The organism is Streptomyces sp. NPDC001100, from assembly GCF_053598575.1.
This window is the reverse complement of sequence record NZ_JBSFKO010000036.1, coordinates 80,957-99,724: the sequence shown is the minus strand read 5'-3', so window position 1 is coordinate 99,724 and position 18,768 is coordinate 80,957. Positions and strand designations below refer to the sequence as shown.

Below are 18,768 nucleotides of genomic sequence, written 5' to 3'. Positions count from 1 at the left end.
CGACCGTGGTGGGGGCGCCGAAGTACGTCCTGCTGTCGTACGACGAAGTCTCCGAAACCGACGGCGAGCACGGGTACGAGCAGACCTGGGCACTCTGCCAGGACGCCGACGACCTCTTCGCCGACCCGCTCCCACCCGTCCGGGAGACGTACGAACTGCTCGGCTGCGCCCCCGAGGGCGAACTCGCCGTGGCCCTGGCACGCGCGCGTGCCGACGGTTCGGCGCCGCTCGGCCTGCTGACCCTGGAGATCCTCGACAAGACCGGCACCGGCGCGGGCATGGAGGGCGACTGGTGGCTGGAGGACGTACGCGTCGTCGGTGACCGCCCCTGCGCGCGTGACCTGTCCCTGAGGGACGTCACCGTCGAGGGACTGCCGTCCGACGACAACCTCTACGACTACCCGCACTGCCCGCCCCTCTCCCCGGGATACCGGCTGCTGGGCCCGGATGGCGAACCCTGGGGCGCCTGCCGGGACTTGGCCCATCCGCAGGAGGACCGGCCCGAACCGCTCGACCCTCCCGTGCGCCTGCTGGGCTGTTCCCCGCGCGGTGCGCTGCGGGCGGCCATGGACAGCGGGGACGAGGACCTCGGCCACGCCAAGGTGCTGCGCATCGACTCCTCGGGCCGGCCTCTGCAGCCCGCCACCGATGGCGAGTTGCGGGCCTGGATCCCGTCCGCGCGCGGCCCCGGCCTGGTCGACCTCACCCTCGACCCCTGGGCGGAACGGCCACCGCTCGCCGCCCGGGCGGTGTGGGACCTGTGGGGCGAAGGACGTCCCTCCGAGCCCGGCCGCTGGGCCGGTTGCGACGCGGACGGCCGCCGGTTCTGGCTCGACACCGCGCTGGCGAACCACCCCCACGGCGCCCCGGACCGGCCGCCGGGCACCACCTACCACCTCGACGGCAGGCACATCACCGACCCGCAGGGCTTCTTCTGCGCCCTCGGCGAGGCGGTGAACGGCCCCGGCGGATACTTCGGTTGGGGCGTCGACGCCCTGGACGACTGCCTGTGCGGTTGCTGGGGAGCCGCCCCGCACTTCACCCTCGTCTGGCACGACGCGACCGTCGCCCGCGCCTGCCTCGGCCTCACCCCGCTCACCGGCCCGCGACCACCGACGTTCGAGGAACTGCTTGCCCTCCTCGCCGAGAGGCACGTCGACGTCCGCCTGGCCTGACCGTTCGTCACCGGCCCCTCCGGCGAGCCGGATTTCCACAACCGCCGGGTTGTCCACAGGCCGGCCCGATTGTCAGTGGCGCGTTGCACTATGAAGCCATGACCGAGAACGAGCAGCGACTGCTGACCCGGGTGGCCGTCGAGGCCCGCAACACCCGTCCGTGGGGCTGGACTTCGCTCCCCGCCCCGGTGGACGAGGCCACGGTGACCCGCGCCGAGGCCGCCCTGGGCTTCAGCCTGCCTCCGCTGCTCGCGGCGCTCTACTCGCGGATAGGAGACGGTGGATTCGGCCCGGAGTACGGCCTGTTGTCCCTGCTCGACAGCCCGCCGGCCGGCGAGCCCGCCGCCGTCACTCAGTACCTCGCCAACCGCGAGAGCGGACGCAAGGACCCCGACTGGCCCTGGCCCGAGGGCGTCCTGCCGATATCCCACTGGGGCTGCGCGATGTACGCATGCGTGGACTGCCGGACCCCGCAGGCCACCGTGCTGCTCTACGAACCGAACGCGGACGAGGCGGACCACGCCTGGTACGTGGACGCGCCCAGCCTCGCCGACTGGCTTCAGGGCTGGCTCGACGGCACGGGCTGGTACGTCGACGCCAACATCGGCATCGAGCCCGAGCCGTGGGCCGACTTCCGTATACGTACGGCCGCGCCGGCATCCTGACCGGCTCCCGGCACCGGGCGCCCCTCGCAGCACCCCCGCCGATGTCTGCAACCACCACACGCATCCGTGGCGTCCTGTTCATCGACACGGCGCAACATGCAGCGACAGGCCGTGCGCAGGACCTACGAACACAGCCTGTCCGGGCGGAATTCACAGCTCCGGATCAGCGCAAGCACAGTGTGAAAGGGCAGGTTCACGGCATGGGCATCATCAGCTGGATCATCCTGGGACTGTTGGCCGGAGCCATCGCCAAATTCCTGCTGCCGGGCCGCGACCCGGGCGGCTTCATCGGTACGACCGTCATCGGCATCGCCGGCGCGTTCCTCGGCGGCTGGATATCGGCCCGCTGGCTGGACCACCCGGTCGCCAAGAACTTCTACGACGGCGCCACCTGGGCCTCGGCGATAGGCGGCGCCCTCGTCCTCCTGATCGCCTACCGCATCTTCTTCGGCAACTCGCGCAACTAGGGCTTCTCCGGCGGACAGGCCCTGGCGCCCCCGTACCGCAGCCAGCAGAAGAGAAGGGTGGGTGCCGACGGGCACCCACCCTTCCTCGTACCGCGTACCGCTGCGCGTCAGGCGCGCAAGGCGTGGCTCTACCGGTAGTTGACGAACTGCAGCGCGAAGTCGAAGTCCTTGCCCTTGAGCAGGGCCTGCACGGCCTGCAGGTCGTCGCGGCTCTTCGAGCTGACCCGCAGTTCGTCGCCCTGCACCTGGGCCTTCACGCCCTTGGGGCCCTCGTCGCGAATGATCTTCGCCACTTTCTTCGCGTTGTCCTGGGAGATGCCCTCCTCGATGGACGCGAAGATCTTGTACTCCTTGCCGGAGAGCTGAGGCTCACCGGCGTCCAGCGCCTTCAGCGAGATGCCGCGCTTGACCAGCTTGGACTGGAAGACGTCGAGCACCGCCTTGACCCGCTCCTCGGAGTTCGCCTCCATGAGGATCTTCTCTGCGGACCACGAGATCGAGGCACCCACGCCCTTGAAGTCGTAGCGCTGCGAGATCTCCTTGGCGGCCTGGTTGAGGGCGTTGTCGACCTCCTGCCGCTCGACCTTCGAGACGATGTCGAAACTGGAGTCGGCCATGTCCTGTGGCTCCTTGTATCGGGGTGCGTATCGATGCGTGTCACTGCGTATCGGCGTGCGTGGGGGCAGCCGCCGAGCCCGGTGTAGGCGCCGGGCCGCATCCGTATAAGCCTAGCCATCCCCTCCCCTCCGGGCGCCGATCTATCGGGTGGCGGAGCACCCCTGGGCATCGGGTATCGTTTACGTCGTTGCCACGGAGCACCGCTGAAAAGCGGTTCGAGGGGCAGCATCCCCGGCGGTGTGCCCGAGTGGCCAAAGGGAGCAGACTGTAAATCTGCCGGCTCAGCCTACCCAGGTTCGAACCCTGGCGCCGCCACATGATCGAGAGGGTCCGTCCTCAGCAGCAATGCTGAGGACGGACCCTTTTGTCGTTCCCGGAGCCTTCTGCCGCTCCGCCACCAGTCTTGACGTGACCGTGCCACAGCCCTACTGTCGCGGCAGTGCGTTCATATTGAAACACAAAGTTCATGTATGTGAATACGCGTGAACGCGCATCGCCAACCGAGTCCATCGAGCAGACAGGAAGGCACCCCCCATGCGCATGCGTACGCTGCTCACCTCCCTGGCCACCGTCACCGCAGTGACCGGTGGGCTGGCCCTCACGGCGCCGGCCGCTTCGGGCAGTACCGACGTCACCCGCGCCGTCGCCGCACCCCTCGCCGACCCGACCGTCGCGCCCGGCGGGAACTTCGACCTGGGGGTGTGGCAGCTCCAGGAGCCGGTGGGTTCCCCCGGCTCGCCCACGACCATCTCGTCGGCCCGGCTCCAAGGGGCCAACGGCTTCCAGGACTCGTACTTCTACACGGACACCCGTGACGGCGCGATGACCTTCTGGGCGCCGGAGAAGGGCGTCACCACGCCCAACTCGAACTACGCCCGCTCCGAACTGCGCGAGATGAACCGCAGCGGCAGCGCCGCCAACTGGTCGCTCAGCGGCACGCACACGATGAAGGCGACGCTACGGGTCGTCTCCGTCACGTCGAACGTCTGCGTGGGTCAGATCCACCTCGGCACGGGCGGCACGTCCACCAAGCCGCTGCTGGAGCTGTACTACCGGTCGAGCGGAGACATCGTCCTCGGCACGGAGAACTCGCCCGACGGCGGACAGACGCTGCACACCGTGGGCAACGTGGCGGTCGGCAAGACATGGAGCTACACGATCGGCGTCTCGGGCGGGAACACCATCAACCTGACGGTCAACGGGAGTACGACGCACTACGCCATCCCGTCGTCCTTCAACGCCTACAAGCAGTACTTCAAGGCCGGTTCGTACAACCAGTCGTCCTCCGACAGCACCACCAAGGGCGCCCGGGTCGCCTTCTACGGACTCACCGTCTCCCACAGCTGAGCGAGCCTCGACGGCCGACGCGGCCTGCGGCGGGGCAGACTGATCCCATGTCGTCACGCCGCAGAAGCTGCCCCGAGTGCCGTCGCGAGATCGCCGTCGTCGCCGGACGGTTCGCGCGCCACGACCCGCCCGGCGCACGCGAGAGCGGCGAGCTCGTGTCGTGCCCCGGCTCGCGCCGACAGGCGGAACTCGGGGCGGCCCAGCCCGCGTTGGACGGTTACGCGGTGCCGGACTTCCCGGGCCAGATGCCGCTGTTCTAGGCAGAGTAGAAGGCAGTAGAAGAACGTCCGGCGGACAACGTCAGTTCCCCGCCACCGACTTCACCGCCACCGACACCGGCGCGGACCCGCCGATCAGCTCCAGCGTCAGACCGGCCGTCGCCGGAGTCTCCACCAACTCCGCGAGTACGGCGGCCACATCGTCGCGCGGGATCGCGCCGCGCCCGGTGTGGGCCTCCAGGCGGACCAGGCCCGTGCCGGCGTCGTTCGTGAGCGAGCCGGGGCGCAGAATCGTCCAGTCCAGGGCATCCAGCCCGCGTACATACGCGTCGGCCTCACCCTTGGCACGCAGATACACGTCGAACACGCCGTCCCCGGCGTGCGCGGGATCCGCGCCCATCGAGGAGACGACGACATGACGCCGTACGCCCGCCAGGACCGCCGCGTCGGCGAACAGCACCGCCGAACCCCGGTCCACCGTGTCCTTCCGGGCCGTACCGCTGCCCGGGCCCGCGCCCGCCGCGAAGACCGCCGCGTCCGCGCCCCGCAGCAGCGCCGCGACCTCCTCGACCGAGGCCGACTCCAGGTCGAGCACGAGCGGTTCGGCGCCGACCGCCCGTAGATCGTCGCTCTGTCCGGCGTTGCGGATGATGCCCGCGACCTCTTCACCACGTGCGGCGAGCAGGCGCTCCAGCCGCAGCGCGATCTGACCATGACCTCCAGCGATGACAATGCGCATGCCTTCGACCGTACGCCCGGAGGGCCGCACGCGCCGCATGACTTCAGCCGCGTCCCAGCAGCACACTCCCGCGACGCACGCGCCGGGCGCGCGAGCAGGGATGCATGCGGGCCTTCGCGCCCCAGGCGTACGCCCCCGGGCGGCAGCGGGTCACACCAGCGGTTCACCCACCGAGCCGAGCCCCTGCTTACGGTCCCGTCGAGTGGCTCACGGACCGCGCCCCGCTTCTGTCTCGGGTCACGTCGAGCGGCTCGGGCACCGCGTCCCGCCTCCGACTCGGCTCACGACACCTCGCCCCGCCCCTGCCGCGGCAGCCCCAACTCCGCGCCCGCCGCCGTGTTGCAGTACTCCCGGACCGCGCTCGTCCGTGCCACAACGCGCCCCCGGTGCACCACGATCCGGCTGTACGCCAGCGAGAGCGCGCCCGCGAGCCGGTCGCCGCGCACCGCGAGCAGTTCGGCCGGAAAACCCGCCTCGACCCGCACCTCGGGCAGACCGAGCGCCGCCCGTGCCGACGAGCTCACCGTGTCGAAGGCGTCCTCGGGCCGCATCCCGTGCCGCGAGGCGAGCAGGTACGCCGCCTCCAAAGGGTCCCCGCGGCCAACAGGGTTGGACAGGTCACGCAGGGCGCCGCTGCCCGCGGCCACCTGGACGCCGGCCGTGCGCAGCAGTCGTACCGGAGCCGTGCCCCGCCGGTCGACGCCGCCGCAGCCGCCCTGCGGCAGGCACACCACCGTCACGCCTGCCGCGGCCAGTTGGTCCGCGATCCGCGTGACCGTGTCCGCGGGCAGCCGCCCCAGGCCGCCGCACGGACCGAGCGTCACCCCGGGCCGCATCCCGCCCGCGACCGCCGCCAGCCGGGCCAGCCGGGCCGGGTCGGCGGCGTCGGTGTGCAGGTCGACGGGGCAGCCGTGCTCGGACGCGACCTCTAGGACCGCCTCCACGTATCCCGTCGGATCCGGGTCCAGATCTGGACAACCGCCCACTACGGAGGCACCCATTTTCAGCGCGTCCCGCAGCATCGCGAGCCCGTCCGCCCCCGCGACCCCGGTCAGCAGCCGGGGCATCGCCACCGCCGTCAACTCCGCCAGCCCGCGCAGCGCCCGCCGTGCCTGCAGTACGGCGGCCAGCGCGCCCAGCCCCTGGACGTCCCCCACGCGCACGTGTGCCCGCTGTGCCGTCGCCCCGTGCCCGAGCTGCAGCAGCGCGGCCTCCGTGGCCCGCCGCTGGACGTCCTGGGGGTCGTAGGAGACGGGTCCGCCGTTCTCGGCCGACAGCGCGGTGTCGCTGTGCGCGTGCGGCTCGGCCGGGGCCGGGAGGAGGAGGTAGCCGCCGAGGTCCACGCGCGCGCCGCACGCGCGCGTGGCCTCCGTCGCCAGACTGCCCGCCGTGCCGACCGCCTCGATGCGCCCGCCGCCCAGCCGTACGTCCACGGTCCTGCCGTCGGTCAGCCGGGCCCCGCACAACAGGAGCGCGGCCGGGTCGGCCGGCCCCGACGAACCCGACGACGAGTGGGACGGCTGGGGCTGACTGTCGGGCATCGCGCTCCAGGGGCTCAGGGCTTCGCGGGCTCGGCTTCGGGGCTCACGGTGGGGGCTGCGCAAAGGGGCGCAAGATCACGCAGAGTGAGTCGAGCCTAGGGCGGTGATCCGTTCGCGGCGCGGAGGAGCGCAATAGTCGTACCGGTGTGGTCCGCCGTGCGGGAGGGGCCCGAGAGGCCTTCGGGAGGGCCGTGGAAGGGGCTGGAGCGGTGCCGCGAAACGGATTTGGGCGAACGGCGGCGGAGCGTGTAATGTCTTCATCGCTCGCCCCAATAGCTCAGTCGGTAGAGCGTCTCCATGGTAAGGAGAAGGTCTACGGTTCGATTCCGTATTGGGGCTCTGGTGTGAGAGGTTCCTACCGCAAGGTGGGAACCAATCCCATCACAGCGGTGTAGCTCAGTCGGTAGAGCAAGCGGCTCATAATCGCTGTGTCACCGGTTCAAGTCCGGTCACCGCTACTGACAGTAGCCGATTGTGGGGTCGGTCCTTCGATCGGCTACTCTGTTATGCGTTCATAGTCCCATCCGTTCGTCAAGGAGCACTCCTGTGGCTGCCACCGACGTCCGCCCGAAGATCACGCTGGCCTGCGTGGAGTGCAAGGAGCGGAACTACATCACCAAGAAGAACCGGCGTAACAACCCGGACCGACTGGAGATGAAGAAGCACTGCCCGCGTTGCAATGCGCACACCGCGCACCGCGAAACGCGATAAATACAGGCTCGTACACGAGGCCGTCCCCGCACGTTGGGGGCGGCCTCGTGTCGTTATTCAGCAGAGCAGACACATCAGGAGGTGCCGAGTCATGGCGCTCGACCAGTCCTTCGTGGGGCGGACCTACCCGCCCACCGACCCCTACGAGGTGGGCCGGGAGAAGATCCGTGAGTTCGCGGAGGCGGTGGGGGACGCCAACCCGGTATACACGGACCCGGAGGCCGCCAAGGCGCTCGGACACTCCGATGTGATCGCCCCGCCTACCTTCGTCTTCTCCATCACCTTCAAGGCCGCAGGGCAGGTAGTCCAGGACCCGCAACTCGGCCTGGACTACAGCCGCGTGGTGCACGGCGACCAGAAGTTCGTCTACGTCCGCCCCGTGCGCGCCGGCGACCGTCTCACGGTCACCTCCACGATCGAGGCGATCAAGTCGATGGCGGGCAACGACATCCTGGACGTCCGCGGCGAGGTCCACGACGAGGCGGGCGAACACGTCGTGACCGCCTGGACCAAGCTGGTGGCCCGCGCGGCGGAGGGGAGCTGACATGACCGCGAAGATCGCGTACGACGACATCGAGGTCGGCACCGAGCTGCCGGCCCAGACCTTCCCCGTCACCCGCGCCATGCTCGTCCAGTACGCGGGTGCCTCCGGGGACTTCAACCCGATCCACTGGAACGAGAAGTTCGCCAAGGAGGTCGGGCTCCCGGACGTCATCGCGCACGGCATGTTCACCATGGCCGAGGCGATCCGCGTGGTCACCGACTGGGCCGGCGACCCGGGCGCGGTCGTCGAGTACGGCGTCCGCTTCACCAAGCCCGTCGTCGTCCCGAACGACGACCAGGGCGCGACCGTCGAGGTCAGCGCCAAGGTCGCCGCCAAGCTCGACGACAACACGGTCCGCGTGGACCTCGTGGCGACCAGCGCCGGCCAGAAGGTGCTCGGGATGTCGCGAGCGGTCGTACGACTGGCGTGAACGTGAGCCGAGGTAAGGGGCGTCCGCCACTGCAGGCGCCCCTTACCTGTTGTAGGTCGGCTCGGCCCGGCTTGGTGACTTGCAGTGACACCGTCCGGCCCGCTCGTGTGCCGTGCCCCACACTCTTGACTTGGTTAGTGATTGAGTACTAACTTTCTCGCATGGTCAGGATGAGCGCAGAGGAGAGGCGCGAGAGCGTCGTTCGCGCAGCGATCGCCGAGTTCGCGCAGCGGGGGTACTACGGCACCTCCACGGAGGCGATCGCCAAGCGGGTCGGTGTCTCGCAGCCGTATCTCTTCCGGCTCTTCCCGGGCAAGAAGGCGATGTTCGCGGCGGCCGCGCTCAGGTGTGTCGAGGACGTGTGCCGGGTCATGGAGGAGTCGTCCGAGGGGCTGGAGGGCGAAGAGGCCGTGCACGCCATGGCCGACGCCTATGTGCGGCTCATCACGGAGCATCCCGAGAAGCTCCAGATGCAGATGCAGACGTACATCACGGTGGCCGCCGCCGAGGCGGAGGGCGACCGCGAGTTCGGCGAGGCCGTACGCAAGGGCTGGATGAGGCTCTGGGACATCGTGCATGTGTCCATGGGCGCGGATGTGAACGAGACCGCGACCTTCATGGCGCACGGAATGCTGATCAACACCCTTGCGGCCATGGGTTTCCCGCCCGAGCACAGGGTCTGGGAGGGGATGTACCCGGAGGCCCGTGTCACCGGTCGGCTGGAGAAGTCGTAGCGGCGGGCGAGAGGCGGATTCCGCGCCTTTTCGTGACCGCCAAAGTTAGTCATCAATAACTAATCACCAGTAGCGATCACCCACACTGGGGGAGCGATGTCAGAGAAGACCGCACCGCGCGGGGGAATGGTCTGGGCCCTCGTCATCACCAGCGTCGCCGGATTCATGGCGGCCCTCGACAACCTCGTCGTCACCACCGCTCTGCCCTCCATCCGCAAGGACCTCGGGGGCGCGCTGGGCGACCTGGAATGGACCGTGAGCGCCTACACGCTCACCTTCGCCGTCCTGCTGATGTTCGGCGCGGCCCTCGGTGACCGGTTCGGCCGCCGCCGGCTCTTCGTCGTCGGCATCACCATATTCACCGGCGCCTCCGCCGCCGCGGCCATGGCGACCGGCATCGACTCCCTGATCGCGGCCCGCGCGGTCCAGGGCGTCGGCGCGGCGATCATGATGCCGCTGACACTGACCCTCCTCACCGCGGCCGTGCCCGCCGCCAAGCGCGGTATGGCCTACGGCATCTGGGGCGCCGTCAACGGACTCGCCGTCGCCTCCGGACCGCTCATCGGCGGCAGCCTCACCGAACACGTCTCCTGGCACTGGATCTTCTGGCTGAACGTCCCGCTCGGCCTGGCCCTGATCCCGCTCGCCCGCCTGCGCCTCTCCGAGTCCCACGGCACCGGCGCCCCGCTCGACTTCCCCGGCACCCTGCTCGCCAGCGGCGGCCTCTTCGGGATCGTCTACGGCCTGGTCCGCGGCCCCGCCGACGGGTGGACCAGCTCCCTCGTCCTCACCGGGCTCTTCGCGGGCAGCGCGCTCTTCGTCGGCTTCATCATCTACAGCGTCAACGCCAAGAACCCCATGCTCCCGATGCGGCTGTTCCGCTCCCGCGCCTTCTCCGGGATCAACGCGGCGAGCCTGCTGATGTTCCTCGGGATGTTCGGGTCGATCTTCCTGCTCAGCCAGTACATGCAGGGCGTGCTCGGCTACTCGCCCACCGAGGCGGGCCTGCGGATGCTGCCCTGGACCGGTATGCCGATGCTGGTCGCACCCGTCGCCGGCATTCTGTCCGACCGCGTCGGCGGCCGCCCGGTCGTCGCCGCCGGCCTCTTCCTCCAGGCCGCCGGTCTCGGCTACATGGCGTACATCGTCACCACCGACGTCTCCTACGCCGCCCAGCTGCCCGGTCTGATCCTCAGCGGGATCGGCATGGCTCTGTTCTTCGCGCCGGCCGCCAACCTGGTCATGTCCAGCGTCCGCCCCTCGGAACAGGGCATCGCCTCCGGCGCCAACAACGCGCTCCGCGAGGTCGGCGGCGCCCTCGGCGTCGCGATCATGGCGTCGATCTTCTCGGCCCAGGGCGGCTACGAGACCGGGCAGAGCTTCGTCGACGGGCTGAAGCCCGCGCTGGTCACCGGCTCGGGCGTGGTCGCCCTCGCCGGGATCGCGACCCTGCTGATCCCGACGAGGCGCCGCGCGGCGGAGCTCGTGAAGGTGGCCGAGTCGGCCGACAGCGCCAGGGCCGAGTCGGTCATGGAGTCGGCCGGCCGCTGAGCACGAACAACCGGTACGACCGAGAACGAACAACCGGCACGACCGAGAACAAACAACGGCACACGCGCGTGGGGCCCCACCAAAACCGGTGAGGCCCCACGCGCGCGTGCGTCCCACCTCCACCCCCACCGCGCCCGGCGTTGTCGGTCCCGTCTCGTACTCTTGGCCCCGTGCAGGAACTCCACGACGCTCCCCTCGCCCCGCTGACCACCTTCCGGTTGGGCGGCCCCGCGACCCGTCTGATCACCGCCGGCACCGATGCCGAGGTGATCGACGCCGTCCGCGAGGCCGACGACACCGGGACGCCGTTGCTGGTCATCGGGGGCGGGTCCAACCTCGTCATCGGGGACAAGGGGTTCGAGGGCACCGCCCTGCGCATCGCCACCCGCGGCTTCGCGCTCGACGGCACACGGCTGGAGCTGGCGGCCGGCGAGGTGTGGACGGATGCCGTCGCCCGCACCGTGGAGGCCGGGCTCGCCGGGATCGAGTGCCTCGCCGGGATCCCCGGATCGGCGGGCGCGACCCCGATCCAGAACGTGGGGGCGTACGGCCAGGAGGTCTCCGCCACCATCACCGAGGTCGTCGCCTACGACCGCACCACCCGCGCGACGGTCACCCTCACCAACGAGGAGTGCGCCTTCTCGTACCGCCACAGCCGCTTCAAGGCCGAGCCCGAGCGCTACGTGGTGCTGCGCGTCCGCTTCCGACTGGAGGACGCGGACGGACTGTCGGCGCCGGTCAAGTACGCCGAGACGGCCCGTGTCCTCGGCGTCGAGCCCGGCGACCGGGTGCCGCTCGCGCGGGCTCGCGAGACCGTCCTCGCGCTGCGCGCCGGCAAGGGCATGGTCCTGGACCCCGAGGACCACGACACCTGGTCGGCCGGTTCCTTCTTCACCAACCCGATCCTCACCGAGGAGCAGTTCACCGCGTTCCACGCGCGCGTGCGGGAGCGCCTCGGTAAGGACACGGAACCACCCGCCTATCCGGCGGGGGAGGGGCACACCAAGACCTCCGCCGCCTGGCTGATCGACAAGGCGGGCTTCACCAAGGGGTACGGCAGCGGTCCCGCCCGCATCTCCACCAAGCACACCCTCGCCCTCACCAACCGCGGCGAGGCGACCACCGCCGACCTGCTCGCCCTGGCCCGCGAGGTCGTCGCCGGCGTCCAGGACACCTTCGGGATCACCCTCGTCAACGAGCCGGTGACGGTCGGCGTCAGCCTCTGAAAGCGCCCTCCGGAGGGGCTCAGTAGGCCACCCCCACCCCCTGCTTCACCGTTCCCGGGTCGTCGGTCATCGCCAGCATCGCGTGGGCCACGTCCGCGCGGGCGATGAACCGGCCCTTGTCCGGGAAGCCGCCCACGACCGTGCGGTACGTGCCGGTCACCGGCTTGTTCTGCAGGCGTGGCGGGCGGACCGAGGTCCAGTCGGTCGCACTGCGGGCCAACTCCGCCTCCATCGCCCGCAGATCGGCGTACACGTTCTTCAGGAGCGCCGAGATCAGCCCGCGCGCGGTGCGGTCGAGGAGACCCGCGCCCGCCGGTTCGGGGCCGACCGGACCGGCGCTCACCACCAGCACCCGGCGCACCCCTTCCGCCTCCATGGCGGCCAGAACCGTCCGCGTGAGCCGGGTCGCGACCCCCGCGTCCTTGCGGCTGCGGGCGCCGAGCCCGGAGAGGACCACGTCCCGGCCCGCGACCGCGGGGCGCAGCGCCTCCGGGTCGGTGAGGTCCGCGCGGAACACCTCCAGGCCCTTGCCGCGCACGGTCAGCCCGGCCGGGTCCCGTACGACCGCCGTGACCTGGTGACCCGAGGCCAGCGCCTGGCGGACGATCTCCTGACCGATGCCTCCCGTGGCACCGAAAACGGTGAGCTTCATGGCCTGCTCCTCAGCCTCACGGGGTGGGTGAGCATTCACTCACCCCTGTCTCCCCACTAGAGTGGGTAAGTACTCACCCACTCGTCAAGCCCGAACGGACCGGCCATGGAATCCTCGAAGCCCGCGCGGGTCCGCATCCTCGACGCGGCCCACGAGCTGATGCTCACCGTCGGGCTGGCCCGGGCGACCACCAAGGAGATCGCGAAGGCCGCCGGTTGCTCCGAAGCCGCGCTCTACAAGTACTTCGCGAGCAAGGAGGAGCTGTTCATCCGCGTCCTCGCGGAACGGCTGCCCCAGCTGACCCCGCTGCTGCAGAGCCTCGCCGCCGAGCCCGGACAGCACTCCCTGGAGGACAACCTCACCGAGATCGCCCGCCAGGCGGCCCTCTTCTACGAGCAGAGCTTCCCGATCGCGGCCTCCCTGTACGCCGAGACCCAGCTCAAGCGACGCCACGACGAGGCGCTGCGACAGCTCGGCTCCGGCCCCCACAAGCCGATCGAGGGCCTCGACGCCTACCTCCGCGCCGAACAGGCCGCCGGCCGCGTCCGCCGTGACGTGGACACCTTCGCCGCCGCATCCCTCCTCCTCGGCGCCTGCGCGCAGCGTGTGTTCGCCTACGAGGCGACGCAGACCGGCGTACGCCCGCCCGTGGACGAGTTCGCGCCACGCATCGCCAGGACGCTGCTGGGCGGAATCTCCGTTGCCGAGGCCCCCTCCGGGCCGTGATCCTTACCGTATGAGGCACCCCGAATGGAGCTGAGACTCCGCCAGTTCAGGCCCAGGACCGGCCCGCACGAACACCGTGTCGTCCAGCCCGGGCAACCGCTGCGCCACACCTCACTGCGCGAGCCGGCGCCGATCGGGATGCTCATGGGGGACCACGACGGGCTGAGCCGGCTCGCGGGACTGTTCTCGTTCGCCGCCTGCTCGCGGCACACCATCGTGCACGTTCCGCTGCGGGACTGCGTGCCGCCCGACGAGGGGTGCGGGGAACTCGTCGACCTGGTGCTGGCGCACCCGGAGGCGGGGCTGCGGCCCTCCAAGTGGCCCGAACTGAGGCGGCGGTTGGGGCGCGGCACACCGCTCACCGTCCGTACGGACGAGGCCCGTACCGAGCGGCACGCGCGCGCGTGGCTGGAGCGGCCGTACGACCGGGGGCTGTTGCGGCACACCACACACGCGCGGACGTACTTCCTCATCGGCGGTCGTGAGGTGTTCTCCTGTGCGGCCACCGCCTTCGCCTACGCGGCCGGCTGGGGGCCGCGGCACAAGCGGGTCGTCAAGGGACAGTCGGCGTTCATGGCCGGTCTGCAGCACGAGCTGGAGCCCACGCGCGGCGGTGGGCACCCTCCCGAGGTCCTGATCTGTTTCAAGCCGTATCCGCCCTACGCCCACTTCAAGCGACCGGGGCGCTGAGCCAGTCGTCGATGCCGGACAGGAGCTTGGTCTTCATGTCCTCGGGGGCCGCCGAACCCCGTACCGACTGGCGGGCCAGTTCGGCCAGTTCGCGGTCCGAGAAGGCGTGGTGGCGGCGGGCGATCTCGTACTGGGCCGCCAGCCGGGAGCCGAACAGGAGCGGGTCGTCGGCGCCGAGCGCCAGGGGGACGCCGGCCTCGAAGAGGGTCCGCAGGGGCACGTCCTCGTGCTTCTCGTAGACGCCCAGGGCCACGTTCGAGGCGGGGCACACCTCGCAGGTGATGCCCCGGTCGGCGAGCCGCTTCAGCAGCCGGGGGTCCTCCGCCGCGCGCACCCCGTGGCCGATCCGGGTCGCGTGCAGGTCGTCCAGGCAGTCCCGCACCGAGGCCGGGCCCGCCAGTTCGCCGCCGTGCGGGGCCGACAGCAGACCGCCCTCCTGGGCGATCGCGAAGGCCCGGTCGAAGTCCCGTGCCATACCCCGGCGTTCGTCGTTCGAGAGGCCGAAACCGACCACACCCTGGTCCGCGTACCGCACCGCCAGCCGGGCCAGCGTGCGGGCGTCCAGCGGGTGCTTCATCCGGTTCGCGGCCACCAGCACCCGCATCCCGAGCCCGGTTTCGCGGGAGGTCGTCTCCACCGCGTCGAGGATGACCTCCAGCGCCGGGATCAGCCCGCCCAGGCGCGGCGCGTACGACGTCGGGTCGACCTGGATCTCCAGCCAGCCCGAGCCGTCCCTGACGTCCTCCTCGGCGGCCTCGCGGACCAGCCGCTGGATGTCCTCGGGTTCCCGCAGGCACGACCGCGCCGCGTCGTACAGCCGCTGGAAACGGAACCACCCGCGCTCGTCCGTGGCCCGCAGCTTCGGCGGCTCCCCGCTGGTCAGCGCCTCGGTCAGGGCGTCGGGCAGGCGCACCCCGTACTTGTCGGCGAGCTCCAGCACGGTGGTGGGCCGCATCGACCCGGTGAAGTGCAGGTGCAGATGGGCTTTGGGCAGTTCAGAGACATCGCGTACACGCTCCATCCGGGAATCCTGCCGTACGTTCCCGTGGTCCCGGTACCGCTTTCCCCGATAGTGGTCTTGCTCGCACACAGCAGCGGGCCGCCTCCCCGGAGGGAAACGGCCCGCACGCGCGCGTGGAGGTACGGAAACTCAGTCCGTGGCCTCGGAGAGCAGCTTCTGGATCCGGCTGACGCCCTCGACGAGGTCCTCGTCACCCAGGGCGTACGACAGCCGCAGGTAGCCGGGGGTCCCGAAAGCCTCGCCGGGGACGACCGCGACCTCGGCCTCCTCCAGGATCAGCGCGGCCAGCTCGACCGAGTCCTGGGGGCGCCTGCCCCGGATCTCCTTGCCGAGGAGGGCCTTGACCGACGGGTAGGCGTAGAACGCGCCCTCGGGCTCGGGGCAGAGGACGCCGTCGATCTCGTTCAGCATCCGCACGATCGTCTTGCGGCGGCGGTCGAAGGCCTCGCGCATCTCCGCCACGGCCTTCAGGTCACCGGAGACGGCGGCCAGCGCGGCGACCTGGGCCACGTTCGAGACGTTCGACGTGGCGTGCGACTGGAGGTTGGTCGCGGCCTTGACGACGTCCTTGGGGCCGACGATCCAGCCCACCCGCCAGCCGGTCATGGCATATGTCTTGGCGACACCGTTGACCACGATGCACTTGTCGCGCAGCTCCGGCAGGATGGCGGGCAGCGAGGTGAACTTCGCGTCTCCGTAGACGAGGTGCTCGTAGATCTCGTCCGTCATGACCCACAGGCCGTGCTCGACGGCCCAGCGGCCGATCGCCTCGCCCTCGGCCTCGCTGTAGACGGCGCCGGTCGGGTTCGAGGGGGAGACGAAGAGGACGACCTTGGTGTTCTCGGTGCGGGCCGCCTCCAACTGCTCGACGGTGACGCGGTAGCCGGTCGTCTCGTCCGCGACGACGTCCACGGGGACACCGCCCGCGAGCCGGATCGACTCCGGGTACGTCGTCCAGTACGGCGCCGGGACGATGACCTCGTCGCCCGGGTCGAGGATCGCGGCGAACGCCTCGTAGATGGCCTGCTTGCCGCCGTTGGTGACCAGGATCTGCGAGGCGTCCACCTCGTAGCCCGAGTCGCGCAGTGTCTTCGCGGCGATCGCGGCCTTCAGCTCCGGCAGACCGCCGGCCGGGGTGTAGCGGTGGTACTTGGGGTTCGAGCAGGCCTCGACGGCGGCCTGGACGACGTAGTCCGGAGTCGGGAAGTCCGGTTCACCCGCGCCGAAGCCGATCACCGGACGCCCGGCGGCCTTGAGGGCCTTGGCCTTGGCGTCCACGGCGAGGGTGGCGGACTCGGAGATCGCGCCGACTCGGGCGGAGACCCGGCGCTCGGTGGGAGGGGTTGAGGCGCTCATGGGCCCATCGTTTCAGACCCGAAACCCGCCCGGCACACCGGTTTCACGGACTGAACATGATCGGGCGGCCGTTGAACAACCGTCCGGATTCCCGCCCCTGCCTGGGCGATCTTCCTTCGGCGATCCCCGTACAGGCACTTTCTGTTCGACGACCGCCTCAGGAGCACGTACACTCCTACCTCGTTGGCCTTCAGCAGCCGCGCCCTACTTGGTGCACACCGAGCACCCGGGTGGATGCGGTACGTTGGGGATGTCACAAAGGGTCGTAGCTCAATTGGTAGAGCACCGGTCTCCAAAACCGGCGGTTGGGGGTTCAAGTCCCTCCGGCCCTGCTACACACACCCGCACCAGGATGTGTGCGCAGCGCATGTACGTACAGCAATGCACCGCCGTGCGGCTCAGACCGGGCGCGGCACGGCCACGACCCGGGAACAGGTGAGGATGAATGGCGGACGCCGTGGGCTCCATCGACATGCCTGATGCCCAGGACGAGGTGTCGGAGTCCAAGAAGAAGACCCGCAAGGGCGGTAAGCGCGCCAAGAAGGGCCCGCTGAAGCGACTCGGCATCTTCTATCGCCAGATCGTCGCGGAGCTCCGCAAGGTCGTCTGGCCGACGCGCAACCAGCTGACGACGTACACGACCGTCGTGATCGTCTTCGTCGTCATCATGATCGGTCTGGTGACCGTGATTGACTACGGACTGAATCACGCCGCGAAGTACGTCTTCGGCTGAGGCCGGAAGCGAAGGGCGCCCTGACCGGCGCCCCTTTCGCGTGTTCCACCCCCATGTATCCAGGAAGAAGCAGCCACGTGTCTGACCCGAACCTGAACGAGGCCGTCGAGCCGGACGAGTCCGTGGAAGACGAACTCGACATCGTCGAGGGCGCGGACGAGGAGCTGGACGAGGTCGAGGCTGCCGACGCCGACGCGGGCGAGCCCGCCGAGGAAGCCGCCCTGCACGTCGAGGACGAGGACGAGGAAGCGACCGAGGACCTCGACGACGAGGCCGCGGCCGAGGACGACGAGGAAGAGGCCGAGCCGGCCGAGCCCGTCGACCCGGTGGTCGCCCTGCGCGAGGAACTCCGCACCCTCCCCGGCGAGTGGTACGTCATCCACACGTACGCCGGTTACGAGAACCGCGTGAAGACCAACCTGGAGCAGCGCGCCGTCTCGCTGAACGTCGAGGACTACATCTTCCAGGCCGAGGTGCCGCAGGAAGAGGTCGTCCAGATCAAGAACGGCGACCGCAAGACCATCAAGCAGAACAAGCTCCCGGGCTACGTCCTGGTCCGCATGGACCTGACGAACGAGTCCTGGGGCGTCGTCCGCAACACCCCCGGCGTCACCGGCTTCGTGGGCAACGCCTACGACCCGTACCCGCTGACCCTGGACGAGATCGTCAAGATGCTCGCCCCGGAGGCCGAGGAGAAGGCCGCCCGCGAGGCCGCCGAGGCCGAGGGCAAGCCGGTTCCGCAGCGCAAGGTCGAGGTCCAGGTGCTGGACTTCGAGGTGGGCGACTCGGTCACCGTCACCGACGGCCCGTTCGCGACGCTGCAGGCGACCATCAACGAGATCAACGCCGACTCGAAGAAGGTCAAGGGTCTCGTCGAGATCTTCGGCCGCGAGACGCCGGTCGAGCTCTCCTTCGACCAGATCCAGAAGAACTAGCCCCTCAGGGCTGGCTCCTCCTGGACGTACGTCTTCCGAGCAGGTCAGACGGGCTGTCAAAAGCCTCTCTGACCTGCTCGGTTTTTGGCCGCGCATGGATACCCGTTATCGTTGTGCGGTATGCCTCCATCCGGATTAACCGGACGGGGGCCGAAAACTCTCACTAGGACCCGGAGAGAGCAATGCCTCCCAAGAAGAAGAAGGTCACGGGGCTTATCAAGCTCCAGATCAACGCCGGTGCGGCGAACCCGGCCCCGCCGGTCGGCCCCGCGCTCGGTCAGCACGGCGTCAACATCATGGAGTTCTGCAAGGCCTACAACGCGGCGACCGAGTCGCAGCGTGGCTGGGTGATCCCGGTGGAGATCACGGTCTACGAAGACCGCTCCTTCACCTTCATCACCAAGACTCCGCCGGCCGCGAAGATGATCCTCAAGGCCGCGGGTGTCGAGAAGGGCTCGGGCGAGCCGCACAAGACCAAGGTCGCCAAGATCACCCAGGCGCAGGTCCGCGAGATCGCCACGACCAAGCTTCCCGACCTGAACGCCAACGACCTGGACGCCGCGTCGAAGATCATCGCCGGCACCGCCCGTTCCATGGGCATCACGGTCGAGGGCTGACCTTCACCCCGCAGAAGTGATTGTGGTGGGACCTGCTCGGTCCGTACCACGACTCCTCAGAACACATCAGGA

General features: G+C 69.8%; 22 protein-coding genes and 4 tRNA genes. 20 read left to right on the top strand and 6 right to left on the bottom strand.

Features of this window, described 5'->3' with window-relative positions:
* Positions 1-8 precede the first annotated feature (8 nt).
* From ACWDEW_RS38060 to ACWDEW_RS38050, 3 genes are all read left to right on the top strand, one after another.
* Positions 9-1,175 (top strand): barstar family protein, encoded by a 1,167-nt coding sequence (locus tag ACWDEW_RS38060; protein ID WP_450519223.1) that lies wholly within the window; start codon positions 9-11, stop codon positions 1,173-1,175.
* A 98-nt stretch (positions 1,176-1,273) separates the two neighbouring features.
* Positions 1,274-1,840, top strand: coding sequence for an SMI1/KNR4 family protein (locus tag ACWDEW_RS38055; protein ID WP_450519221.1), 567 nt, complete (start codon positions 1,274-1,276; stop codon positions 1,838-1,840).
* A 200-nt stretch (positions 1,841-2,040) separates the two neighbouring features.
* Positions 2,041-2,307 carry a GlsB/YeaQ/YmgE family stress response membrane protein gene (locus tag ACWDEW_RS38050; protein ID WP_019072336.1) on the top strand — a complete coding sequence of 89 codons (267 nt, stop codon included), beginning with the start codon at positions 2,041-2,043 and terminating at the stop codon, positions 2,305-2,307.
* A 128-nt stretch (positions 2,308-2,435) separates the two neighbouring features.
* Here ACWDEW_RS38050 and ACWDEW_RS38045 read toward each other — a convergent pair whose 3' ends face one another.
* Complete coding sequence (locus tag ACWDEW_RS38045) at positions 2,436-2,924, bottom strand: YajQ family cyclic di-GMP-binding protein (protein ID WP_019072335.1); 489 nt, start codon at positions 2,922-2,924, stop codon at positions 2,436-2,438.
* Between the two features lie 234 nt (positions 2,925-3,158).
* On the opposite strand from ACWDEW_RS38045, the gene ACWDEW_RS38040 reads away from it, so the two are divergent.
* The 3 genes from ACWDEW_RS38040 (at position 3,159) to ACWDEW_RS38030 (ending at position 4,532) form a co-directional block, all read left to right on the top strand.
* Positions 3,159-3,240: transfer RNA gene (locus tag ACWDEW_RS38040), tRNA-Tyr, on the top strand.
* Between the two features lie 219 nt (positions 3,241-3,459).
* Complete coding sequence (locus ACWDEW_RS38035; protein WP_450519219.1) at positions 3,460-4,272, top strand: polysaccharide lyase family 7 protein; 813 nt, start codon at positions 3,460-3,462, stop codon at positions 4,270-4,272.
* Between the two features lie 47 nt (positions 4,273-4,319).
* Positions 4,320-4,532, top strand: coding sequence for a hypothetical protein (locus ACWDEW_RS38030; RefSeq protein WP_093627344.1), 213 nt, complete (start codon positions 4,320-4,322; stop codon positions 4,530-4,532).
* 40 nt (positions 4,533-4,572) lie between these two features.
* Here the strand turns inward: ACWDEW_RS38030 and ACWDEW_RS38025 are convergent, their stop codons facing one another.
* Together ACWDEW_RS38025 and ACWDEW_RS38020 are read right to left on the bottom strand one after the other, a co-directional pair.
* Positions 4,573-5,229, bottom strand: a complete 657-nt coding sequence (locus tag ACWDEW_RS38025) for an NAD(P)H-binding protein (protein ID WP_450519217.1) — start codon at positions 5,227-5,229, stop codon at positions 4,573-4,575.
* Between the two features lie 281 nt (positions 5,230-5,510).
* Positions 5,511-6,770, bottom strand: a complete 1,260-nt coding sequence (locus tag ACWDEW_RS38020) for an amidohydrolase family protein (protein ID WP_450519216.1) — start codon at positions 6,768-6,770, stop codon at positions 5,511-5,513.
* 266 nt (positions 6,771-7,036) lie between these two features.
* Here ACWDEW_RS38020 and ACWDEW_RS38015 point away from each other — a divergent pair.
* The 8 genes from ACWDEW_RS38015 (at position 7,037) to ACWDEW_RS37980 (ending at position 11,966) form a co-directional block, all read left to right on the top strand.
* Positions 7,037-7,109 (top strand) — tRNA-Thr (locus ACWDEW_RS38015).
* A gap of 46 nt (positions 7,110-7,155) precedes the next feature.
* Positions 7,156-7,228: transfer RNA gene (locus ACWDEW_RS38010), tRNA-Met, on the top strand.
* An 88-nt stretch (positions 7,229-7,316) separates the two neighbouring features.
* Positions 7,317-7,481: a 50S ribosomal protein L33 gene (gene rpmG, locus ACWDEW_RS38005; protein ID WP_003948671.1), complete on the top strand. Its 165-nt coding sequence runs from the start codon at positions 7,317-7,319 to the stop codon at positions 7,479-7,481.
* 91 nt (positions 7,482-7,572) lie between these two features.
* On the top strand, positions 7,573-8,025 hold the full coding sequence (locus tag ACWDEW_RS38000) for an FAS1-like dehydratase domain-containing protein (protein ID WP_450519215.1): 453 nt from the start codon (positions 7,573-7,575) through the stop codon (positions 8,023-8,025).
* 1 nt (position 8,026) lies between these two features.
* Positions 8,027-8,455, top strand: a complete 429-nt coding sequence (locus ACWDEW_RS37995; protein WP_450519213.1) for a MaoC family dehydratase — start codon at positions 8,027-8,029, stop codon at positions 8,453-8,455.
* Positions 8,456-8,616: 161 nt separating this feature from the next.
* Positions 8,617-9,189, top strand: coding sequence for a TetR/AcrR family transcriptional regulator (locus ACWDEW_RS37990; protein ID WP_450519211.1), 573 nt, complete (start codon positions 8,617-8,619; stop codon positions 9,187-9,189).
* 96 nt (positions 9,190-9,285) lie between these two features.
* Positions 9,286-10,740, top strand: coding sequence for a DHA2 family efflux MFS transporter permease subunit (locus ACWDEW_RS37985; protein WP_450519209.1), 1,455 nt, complete (start codon positions 9,286-9,288; stop codon positions 10,738-10,740).
* Between the two features lie 170 nt (positions 10,741-10,910).
* Positions 10,911-11,966 (top strand): UDP-N-acetylmuramate dehydrogenase, encoded by a 1,056-nt coding sequence (locus tag ACWDEW_RS37980; RefSeq protein ID WP_450519208.1) that lies wholly within the window; start codon positions 10,911-10,913, stop codon positions 11,964-11,966.
* Between the two features lie 19 nt (positions 11,967-11,985).
* On the opposite strand, the gene ACWDEW_RS37975 is transcribed toward ACWDEW_RS37980, so the two are convergent.
* Complete coding sequence (locus ACWDEW_RS37975; RefSeq protein WP_450519206.1) at positions 11,986-12,618, bottom strand: NAD(P)-dependent oxidoreductase; 633 nt, start codon at positions 12,616-12,618, stop codon at positions 11,986-11,988.
* A 105-nt stretch (positions 12,619-12,723) separates the two neighbouring features.
* On the opposite strand from ACWDEW_RS37975, the gene ACWDEW_RS37970 reads away from it, so the two are divergent.
* Complete coding sequence (locus ACWDEW_RS37970; RefSeq protein WP_450519205.1) at positions 12,724-13,344, top strand: TetR/AcrR family transcriptional regulator; 621 nt, start codon at positions 12,724-12,726, stop codon at positions 13,342-13,344.
* A 24-nt stretch (positions 13,345-13,368) separates the two neighbouring features.
* Positions 13,369-14,034 (top strand): hypothetical protein, encoded by a 666-nt coding sequence (locus tag ACWDEW_RS37965; RefSeq protein WP_450519203.1) that lies wholly within the window; start codon positions 13,369-13,371, stop codon positions 14,032-14,034.
* Here ACWDEW_RS37965 and ACWDEW_RS37960 read toward each other — a convergent pair.
* Both ACWDEW_RS37960 and ACWDEW_RS37955 read right to left on the bottom strand, forming a co-directional pair.
* Positions 14,015-15,055 carry an adenosine deaminase gene (locus ACWDEW_RS37960; protein WP_450519202.1) on the bottom strand — a complete coding sequence of 347 codons (1,041 nt, stop codon included), beginning with the start codon at positions 15,053-15,055 and terminating at the stop codon, positions 14,015-14,017. The genes ACWDEW_RS37965 and ACWDEW_RS37960 overlap by 20 nt on opposite strands.
* Before the next feature lie 129 nt (positions 15,056-15,184).
* Positions 15,185-16,411, bottom strand: a complete 1,227-nt coding sequence (locus ACWDEW_RS37955; RefSeq protein ID WP_450519200.1) for a pyridoxal phosphate-dependent aminotransferase — start codon at positions 16,409-16,411, stop codon at positions 15,185-15,187.
* 259 nt (positions 16,412-16,670) lie between these two features.
* Here ACWDEW_RS37955 and ACWDEW_RS37950 point away from each other — a divergent pair.
* The 4 genes from ACWDEW_RS37950 (at position 16,671) to rplK (ending at position 18,696) form a co-directional block, all read left to right on the top strand.
* Positions 16,671-16,743, top strand: a tRNA-Trp gene (locus ACWDEW_RS37950).
* Positions 16,744-16,856: 113 nt separating this feature from the next.
* Positions 16,857-17,144, top strand: a complete 288-nt coding sequence (secE, locus tag ACWDEW_RS37945) for a preprotein translocase subunit SecE (RefSeq protein WP_450519198.1) — start codon at positions 16,857-16,859, stop codon at positions 17,142-17,144.
* 77 nt (positions 17,145-17,221) lie between these two features.
* On the top strand, positions 17,222-18,079 hold the full coding sequence (gene nusG / locus ACWDEW_RS37940) for a transcription termination/antitermination protein NusG (protein ID WP_450519196.1): 858 nt from the start codon (positions 17,222-17,224) through the stop codon (positions 18,077-18,079).
* 182 nt (positions 18,080-18,261) lie between these two features.
* Entirely contained in the window at positions 18,262-18,696 is a 435-nt protein-coding gene (gene rplK / locus ACWDEW_RS37935; RefSeq protein WP_006383482.1) for a 50S ribosomal protein L11, read from the top strand.
* The last annotated feature ends 72 nt before the right edge of the window (positions 18,697-18,768 follow it).

Coding starts and splice junctions, on each gene's coding strand:
- ACWDEW_RS38055 (WP_450519221.1), top strand. CDS start 1,274: ATGACCGAGAACGAGCAGCGACTGCTGACCCGGGTGGCCGTCGAGGCC.
- ACWDEW_RS38050 (WP_019072336.1), top strand. CDS start 2,041: ATGGGCATCATCAGCTGGATCATCCTGGGACTGTTGGCCGGAGCCATC.
- ACWDEW_RS38045 (WP_019072335.1), bottom strand. CDS start 2,924: ATGGCCGACTCCAGTTTCGACATCGTCTCGAAGGTCGAGCGGCAGGAG.
- ACWDEW_RS38035 (WP_450519219.1), top strand. CDS start 3,460: ATGCGCATGCGTACGCTGCTCACCTCCCTGGCCACCGTCACCGCAGTG.
- ACWDEW_RS38030 (WP_093627344.1), top strand. CDS start 4,320: ATGTCGTCACGCCGCAGAAGCTGCCCCGAGTGCCGTCGCGAGATCGCC.
- ACWDEW_RS38025 (WP_450519217.1), bottom strand. CDS start 5,229: ATGCGCATTGTCATCGCTGGAGGTCATGGTCAGATCGCGCTGCGGCTG.
- ACWDEW_RS38020 (WP_450519216.1), bottom strand. CDS start 6,770: ATGCCCGACAGTCAGCCCCAGCCGTCCCACTCGTCGTCGGGTTCGTCG.
- ACWDEW_RS38000 (WP_450519215.1), top strand. CDS start 7,573: ATGGCGCTCGACCAGTCCTTCGTGGGGCGGACCTACCCGCCCACCGAC.
- ACWDEW_RS37995 (WP_450519213.1), top strand. CDS start 8,027: ATGACCGCGAAGATCGCGTACGACGACATCGAGGTCGGCACCGAGCTG.
- ACWDEW_RS37990 (WP_450519211.1), top strand. CDS start 8,617: ATGGTCAGGATGAGCGCAGAGGAGAGGCGCGAGAGCGTCGTTCGCGCA.
- ACWDEW_RS37985 (WP_450519209.1), top strand. CDS start 9,286: ATGTCAGAGAAGACCGCACCGCGCGGGGGAATGGTCTGGGCCCTCGTC.
- ACWDEW_RS37975 (WP_450519206.1), bottom strand. CDS start 12,618: ATGAAGCTCACCGTTTTCGGTGCCACGGGAGGCATCGGTCAGGAGATC.
- ACWDEW_RS37970 (WP_450519205.1), top strand. CDS start 12,724: ATGGAATCCTCGAAGCCCGCGCGGGTCCGCATCCTCGACGCGGCCCAC.
- ACWDEW_RS37965 (WP_450519203.1), top strand. CDS start 13,369: ATGGAGCTGAGACTCCGCCAGTTCAGGCCCAGGACCGGCCCGCACGAA.
- ACWDEW_RS37960 (WP_450519202.1), bottom strand. CDS start 15,055: ATGGAGCGTGTACGCGATGTCTCTGAACTGCCCAAAGCCCATCTGCAC.
- ACWDEW_RS37955 (WP_450519200.1), bottom strand. CDS start 16,411: ATGAGCGCCTCAACCCCTCCCACCGAGCGCCGGGTCTCCGCCCGAGTC.
- secE (WP_450519198.1), top strand. CDS start 16,857: ATGGCGGACGCCGTGGGCTCCATCGACATGCCTGATGCCCAGGACGAG.
- rplK (WP_006383482.1), top strand. CDS start 18,262: ATGCCTCCCAAGAAGAAGAAGGTCACGGGGCTTATCAAGCTCCAGATC.